The organism is Frankia sp. CgJB1, assembly GCF_977947065.1.
Genome location: NZ_CDWTNB010000230.1, coordinates 1 through 5,558 on the forward strand (window position 1 = coordinate 1; position 5,558 = coordinate 5,558).

General features: G+C 67.6%; 4 protein-coding genes and 3 pseudogenes. 3 read left to right on the forward strand and 4 right to left on the reverse strand.

What is annotated here, in order from left to right:
• Positions 1 to 845: pseudogene (locus AC08OT_RS18795) on the reverse strand (ATP-binding protein); the annotation flags it as partial.
• Positions 846 to 1,083: 238 nt separating this feature from the next.
• On the opposite strand from AC08OT_RS18795, the pseudogene AC08OT_RS18800 reads away from it, so the two are divergent.
• Together AC08OT_RS18800 and AC08OT_RS18805 are read left to right on the forward strand one after the other, a co-directional pair.
• A pseudogene (locus tag AC08OT_RS18800) lies at positions 1,084 to 1,210 on the forward strand (flavodoxin); the annotation flags it as partial.
• 78 nt (positions 1,211 to 1,288) lie between these two features.
• The gene (locus tag AC08OT_RS18805; RefSeq protein WP_476603118.1) at positions 1,289 to 1,555 is read left to right on the forward strand and encodes a hypothetical protein; all 267 of its coding nucleotides are present in this window, start codon (positions 1,289 to 1,291) and stop codon (positions 1,553 to 1,555) included.
• A gap of 94 nt (positions 1,556 to 1,649) precedes the next feature.
• Here the strand turns inward: AC08OT_RS18805 and AC08OT_RS18810 are convergent, their stop codons facing one another.
• Positions 1,650 to 1,952 carry a hypothetical protein gene (locus AC08OT_RS18810; protein ID WP_476603119.1) on the reverse strand — a complete coding sequence of 101 codons (303 nt, stop codon included), beginning with the start codon at positions 1,950 to 1,952 and terminating at the stop codon, positions 1,650 to 1,652.
• 255 nt (positions 1,953 to 2,207) lie between these two features.
• On the opposite strand from AC08OT_RS18810, the gene AC08OT_RS18815 reads away from it, so the two are divergent.
• Positions 2,208 to 2,780, forward strand: a complete 573-nt coding sequence (locus AC08OT_RS18815; protein ID WP_476594592.1) for a TetR/AcrR family transcriptional regulator — start codon at positions 2,208 to 2,210, stop codon at positions 2,778 to 2,780.
• 102 nt (positions 2,781 to 2,882) lie between these two features.
• Here the strand turns inward: AC08OT_RS18815 and groL are convergent.
• Positions 2,883 to 4,512: pseudogene (gene groL / locus AC08OT_RS18820) on the reverse strand (chaperonin GroEL).
• Positions 4,513 to 4,702: 190 nt separating this feature from the next.
• Positions 4,703 to 5,212, reverse strand: coding sequence for an Hsp20/alpha crystallin family protein (locus tag AC08OT_RS18825; RefSeq protein WP_476594591.1), 510 nt, complete (start codon positions 5,210 to 5,212; stop codon positions 4,703 to 4,705).
• Between the last annotated feature and the right edge of the window lie 346 nt (positions 5,213 to 5,558).

The window sequence follows — 5,558 nt, forward strand, 5'->3', positions numbered from 1 at the left end:
ACGTCGCGGAGCCGGTCGAGCAGGGAGCCCAGGTGTGTCTCCCGCGCGACGATGAGCCGCTCGTCGGCCTGGTCGACGTGGTCGGCGGTGATCGTCGTCGCCGAGGGAACCTTCATGCGGTCGACGATCTCGTGGGCGAGCGCGTTGACCAGCCACGGCTGGCCCATCGTCAGCGCGTAGACGTACTCCACGGCTTGGGCGGTGAACTTCTGACCAGTATCGGCGGTGTGCTGCCCGTAGAGGGCACGAACCTCGTCGAGGGTGAAGTCGCTCAGCCGGAGGGACGTCACCTTGATGTTGAACGGGCTGGGTGAGGTCAGCCTGATCGGGTCACCTCCGGAGGCAATCTTGTAGTCACGGACGTCGCGAAGGCCGCAGAGGGCAATCGAGGAGGGGAAGCCGGAAGGTCGGTCGCGGTAGCCGTCGCGCAGCTGACCGAGGACGCTGAGCAGGGTCCGTCCGCTCAGCGCGTCGATCTCGTCGAGAAACAGCACCAGCGGCTTCGGGCATGCCTCGGCCCAGGCAGCAAACGCCTCGGCCAGGAGTGCCTCGTCCCAGCTGTCCGGCCAGGGCGGCGGACGCAGCTCGACCGGCAGGTTGGTCCGCGCGGTGCGCCGGGCACGTCCGAGAATCGCCCGGGTGGCGGCGCCGATGTCATCCGGCCAGGGCCGCCCGGCTTCCATCGACAGCACGACGGCCGCGTAGTGGCCGCTCGTGGTCAGGTCAGTGGCGAGGGCCTGCAGTGCTGTCGTCTTGCCGGTCTGACGCGGGGCATGCAGGACGAAGTAGTCCTCTCTGGCCACCAGGCCGGGCACCTCAGGGAGCCGCGCGGACGCCGGGATCATGAAGTGCTTACCCGGCGCACGCACGGGCCGGCTGTGCCGAACGTGCGAGCCACCACCCACCACCCACCACCCCTCCTGGCCATCCGCCACTGATCGCAACTTTACGGAATCCACGGCGAAAGTTGGCTCGCGGTCGCATGGGCCAGCAGTCGCCCGACGGTAGATCGCGCCTGGCCGGTCGGCCGGGCCAATCGCGAGCGACTCCGGGCCGTGACGACACTGTGACCAGGGTTCGGCACATTTCTGCGACCAGATCTACTATCCGTGCCTCGATGCGACCGTCGGCCGTCCGTATGCCCTCTACGTCCACGGCAACTCCGACACCATCGGCGCCGATCCGCAGTGTAGAGACGATCGCCTCAGGGGCTGCTGCGGCGGCGGGGCTGGTCGTGTCAGCTGCCCGCCCGGCGGACGGTGGAACGCGACGACGGGGCGGTGGCGGGGTGGCGGTGGGAGGTGTGGCCGCGGGTAAAAAGATCGCCGCGGTCACCGGAGGCTGGGTCCTCTTCGAGGACGGGGCCGGGCAGTCCCTGCGGCCGCCGCGGGTGACCAGTTGGGGCCGGTGCGGGCACACCCCGCTGGTCCGGGTGTGCGACGACGTTGACGAGCTCAACGAGCTGATCCGTCATGGCATAACCAGGTTCCAGCACCGTCCCGGCCTCCTCAACGGCTGCCTGGCCGGAACCGGTCTGACCTTGGAACCATCATGACCCACAACACCACGATCCAGCGACCTCACGAATTAAAGATCAGTAGCCAGGCGGGGCACCAGAACGTGCGGTGGCTCTGACCTTCAGAATGCGCTCAACCGACCTTGGCGAGACCGGTCGGGTTGTGCCGGTCCCGCGGCACGCCCGGGTGACGGTACCCCTCCTCGCCGAGGTCACCGCGGCCCTCGTCGAGGTCACTGTGGGCGTAGCCCTCGGCCAGGATCCGCTCGGCCGACCCGTTGACAGGCTGTCCGGCCAACGTCCCCGATCGCCGGTCGAGGCCGGCGCGCAGCAGGGCGATCAGCGCCCCGATGACCAGCCCCCAGACCACGACCATGCTGAACGCCATCAGCAGCCAACTACCCCAACCCCAGTTGTACCCACCCCAGACCATCATCATGATCTCCTCTTCCTTCGTCTCGGCCTCCTACGGCGGGCCGTACCTCTACCTTCGGCCGGCGCGGCTGACGGGACGAGGGCTGTTCGTCCCGGACCGGTGCGACGCCAGGCCCGTGCCGGGCATGCCCTCGGAACCGCCTCCACCCGATCCAGGGGTCCGCGGCGGCGGGCCGCCGCAGAACCCTCGCGCCAGGTAGCACCACTGCCTCGCGCCAAGTAGAACCACCGTCTCGCGCCGGGTAGAAAGGACGCTATGCGTCCCCGGGCGGTCACCCGCGAGCAGATTATCGCGACGGCCGACACGATCGCTCGGCGCGACGGGCTCGACCACCTCACGGTCCGGCCCCTGTGCGCGGAGCTCGGCGTCACGGCCCCCGCGATCTACCGACGCTTCCCCACCAAGGATCTCATCGTCGAGCGCGTCGTCGACGACGCGCTCGGCCGCATCGACCTTCCAGGCCCCGAGACCGGCAACTGGGCCGACCGCCTAGGGCGCTGCTTCACCAGCGCGCATGACGTCGCCGCCGCCTACCCGGGGCTCGCGGCACGCATGGGCCGGCAGATGCCCGGCAGCCCCTCCGCGGTACGCAACGCGAGCTTCCTGCACGACCTGCTCACCGACGCCGGCATCGGACCGGAGGACACGAACAGGATCGTCTACACGATGTTCGTCTACCTCTGGGGACACCTGCTGGCAGCCGAGGCCGTGGCCGAACTGCTCGGCCCGACCGGCACCCAGGACACCCGGGACCAGTTCCTCTGGGGCCTCGACCACCTGCTCGGTTCCTTCCGTCGGCAGTTCGGCGGTGGAAACGTCGCGGAATAGGCGAGTTGCCGCGGTAGGCGAGTTCCAGGACGGGATGGGCCTGTTCGACCGCCACCGTGGGCGTGTCGGCCGGCGTGTCGGCCGCGACAACGACGCTGTCAATCAGTAGTCCAGGCCACCCCCACCGGCTGCCGCGGCCGCGGTTTCCTTTTCCTCTGGCTTTTCGGCGACGACGGCCTCGGTAGTGAGGAACAGCCCGGCGATGGATGCGGCGTTCTGCAGGGCGGAGCGGGTGACCTTGGTCGGGTCGATGATCCCGGCCTCGCGCATGTTGACGTGCTCGCCGGTGGCGGCGTCCAGCCCCCACCCCGGTTGCAGGTTGCGGACCTTCTCAACCACGACGCCGCCTTCCAGGCCGGCATTGATCGCGATCTGCCGGAGCGGCTCGGTCAACGCGCGGCGCACCATCTCGGCCCCGGTCCGCTCGTCCTCGGCCACGTCCAGCCCGTCGAAAACGGCCTCCGAGGCCAGCAGCAGAGCCACCCCACCGCCGGGAACGATGCCCTCCTCAACGGCGGCCTTCGTGTTGCGGACCGCGTCCTCGATGCGGTGCTTACGCTCCCTGAGCTCGACCTCGGTGGCCGCGCCGGCTTTGATGACGGCCACGCGCCGCCGGCGAGCCTGGCCAGCCGCTCCTGCAGCTTCTCGCGATCGTAGTCGGAGTCCGACTTCTCGATCTCGCTACGGATCTGGCTGACCCGACCGGCGATCTGGCCCGGGTCGCCGGCGCCCTCGATAATGGTCGTGTCATCCTTGGTGACGATAACCTTGCGGGCCTGGCCAAGCAGGTCGAGGTCAGCGTTCTCCAGCCTGAGACCAACCTCCTCACTGATCACCTAACCGCCCGCCAGGACGGCGATATCGCCGAGCATGGCCTTGCGCCGGTCGCCGAAACCCGGCGCCTTCACGGCCACGGACCGGAACGTACCGCGGATCTTGTTGACGACCAGGGTTGCCAGGGCCTCCCCCTCGACGTCCTCGGCGATAACCAGCAGCGGCTTGCCGGCCTGCATGACCTTCTCCAACAGCGGGAGCATGTCCTTGACCAGCGAAATCTTGATGTTGGCGACCAGGATGTAGGGGTCCTCCAGGACGCACTCCATCCGCTCCTGATCAGTGATGAAGTACGGCGAGATGTAGCCCTTGTCGAAACGCAGACCTTCGGTGAGCTCCAGCTCGAGGCCGAAGGTGTTGCTCTCCTCGACGGTGATGACGCCGTCCCGGCCGACCTTGTCCATCGCCCCGGCGATGATCTGGCCGATCGCGGTGTCCCCGCCGGCCGAGATCGAGGCCGTTGAGGCGATCTGATCCTTAGTTTCCAGATCCCTGGACAGGTCGGCCAGCTCCCCACAGACCCGCTCGACGGCCAGCTCGATGCCACACGTTTGAGGGCGATCGGGTTCGCGCCCGCGGCCACGTTCCGCAGGCCCTCGTGGACCAGTGCCTCCGCCAGGACGGTCGCCGTCGTGGTGCCGTCGCCGGCCACTTCGTCGGTCTTCTTGGCGACCTCCTTGACCATCTCGGCGCCGATCTTCTCATACGGATCTTCGAGTTCGATCTCCCTGGCAATGGAGACACCGTCATTGGTGATGGTGGGAACGCCCCACTTCTTCTCCAGGACGACGTTGCGCCCCTTCGGACCGAGCGTCACCTTCACGGCGCCGGCCAGCTGGTTCATGCCACGTTCCAGCCCGCGCCGTGCTTCCTCCTCGTAAGCGATGATCTTTGGCATGATGGTTCCCCTGAAGCAGAACGTAACCGGACCCCGCGAACATCGCAGGCCCATCCTCACGACATGCAATACCTTAATTACAAATCGTCGGTAGCGCCTGCTGGCGGGGCAAGCCGACCGGCTGGACAGGCCGGGTCTGCCGGGGTCCCGGCGGAGGGCGCGCTGGCGGGTCCGGGTACCAGGCACTCAGTCAGCTTTGGCCCTCGGGGCCGGTGCTCTGGCCTTCGGGTCCGGTGCTGATCTCGATGTGCTTGGGCTGGCTCCGCTTGGCCTTCGCCAGCCGGATGGTGAGCACTCCGTCGGCCAGGGTGGCGTGCACCGATTCCGGGTCAATGTCACCCGGCACGGCGATGCGGTGCTCGAACCGGCCCACTGGGCGGCTACGGCGGCGCAGTACTCCCGTGCGTTCCCGCTCCTTGATTTCACCGGTGACGAACAGCTCGTTGTCGCGCAGGTCCACGGAGATGTCCTCCCGGCGTACCCCGGGAAGATCGAGATCGATCACGAACGCGTCATCGGTCTCCTCGATGTCGACCGGCTGCACTATGCCACCCAGCAACCGCGCCGGACGGCCCTCGACGCCGCCCATGACGTCGCCGAGCAGATTGCCCATGCGGGTCCAGGCGTCCTCGATCTCCTGGAACGGATCCCATCGTGCCAGCGTTCCCAGGCCTTCTCCGCGTCGTACGGGTAGTGTCATGATCCTCACTCCTTCCGGCCGGGCCGGCCGGCTATGAATTCGTAATGAAGTAATTAATGCAAGCCAATATGCGTCTTCGCAGGTCACGGGCTCGCGAGGACCCCGAAGTGAACAAGTTATTTCATTCCGAATCCTATCACCTTTGTGTCCAATTGACTATGCCTTGCCTCTACCCCTGCCTCGCCGGCCCGAAAACTGCGGGCCACGGCCGAGGGACACCCGGCTACAGCCGGCTGTAGGGCCAGAACCGGCTTTAGGACCAGAAACCGGCTGTAGGGCCAGGCGCTGCCTGGTGCTGCCCGTCCTGCCGGGCTCAGCCCCCCCCGATCCCTGTCCTGCCCCGGCC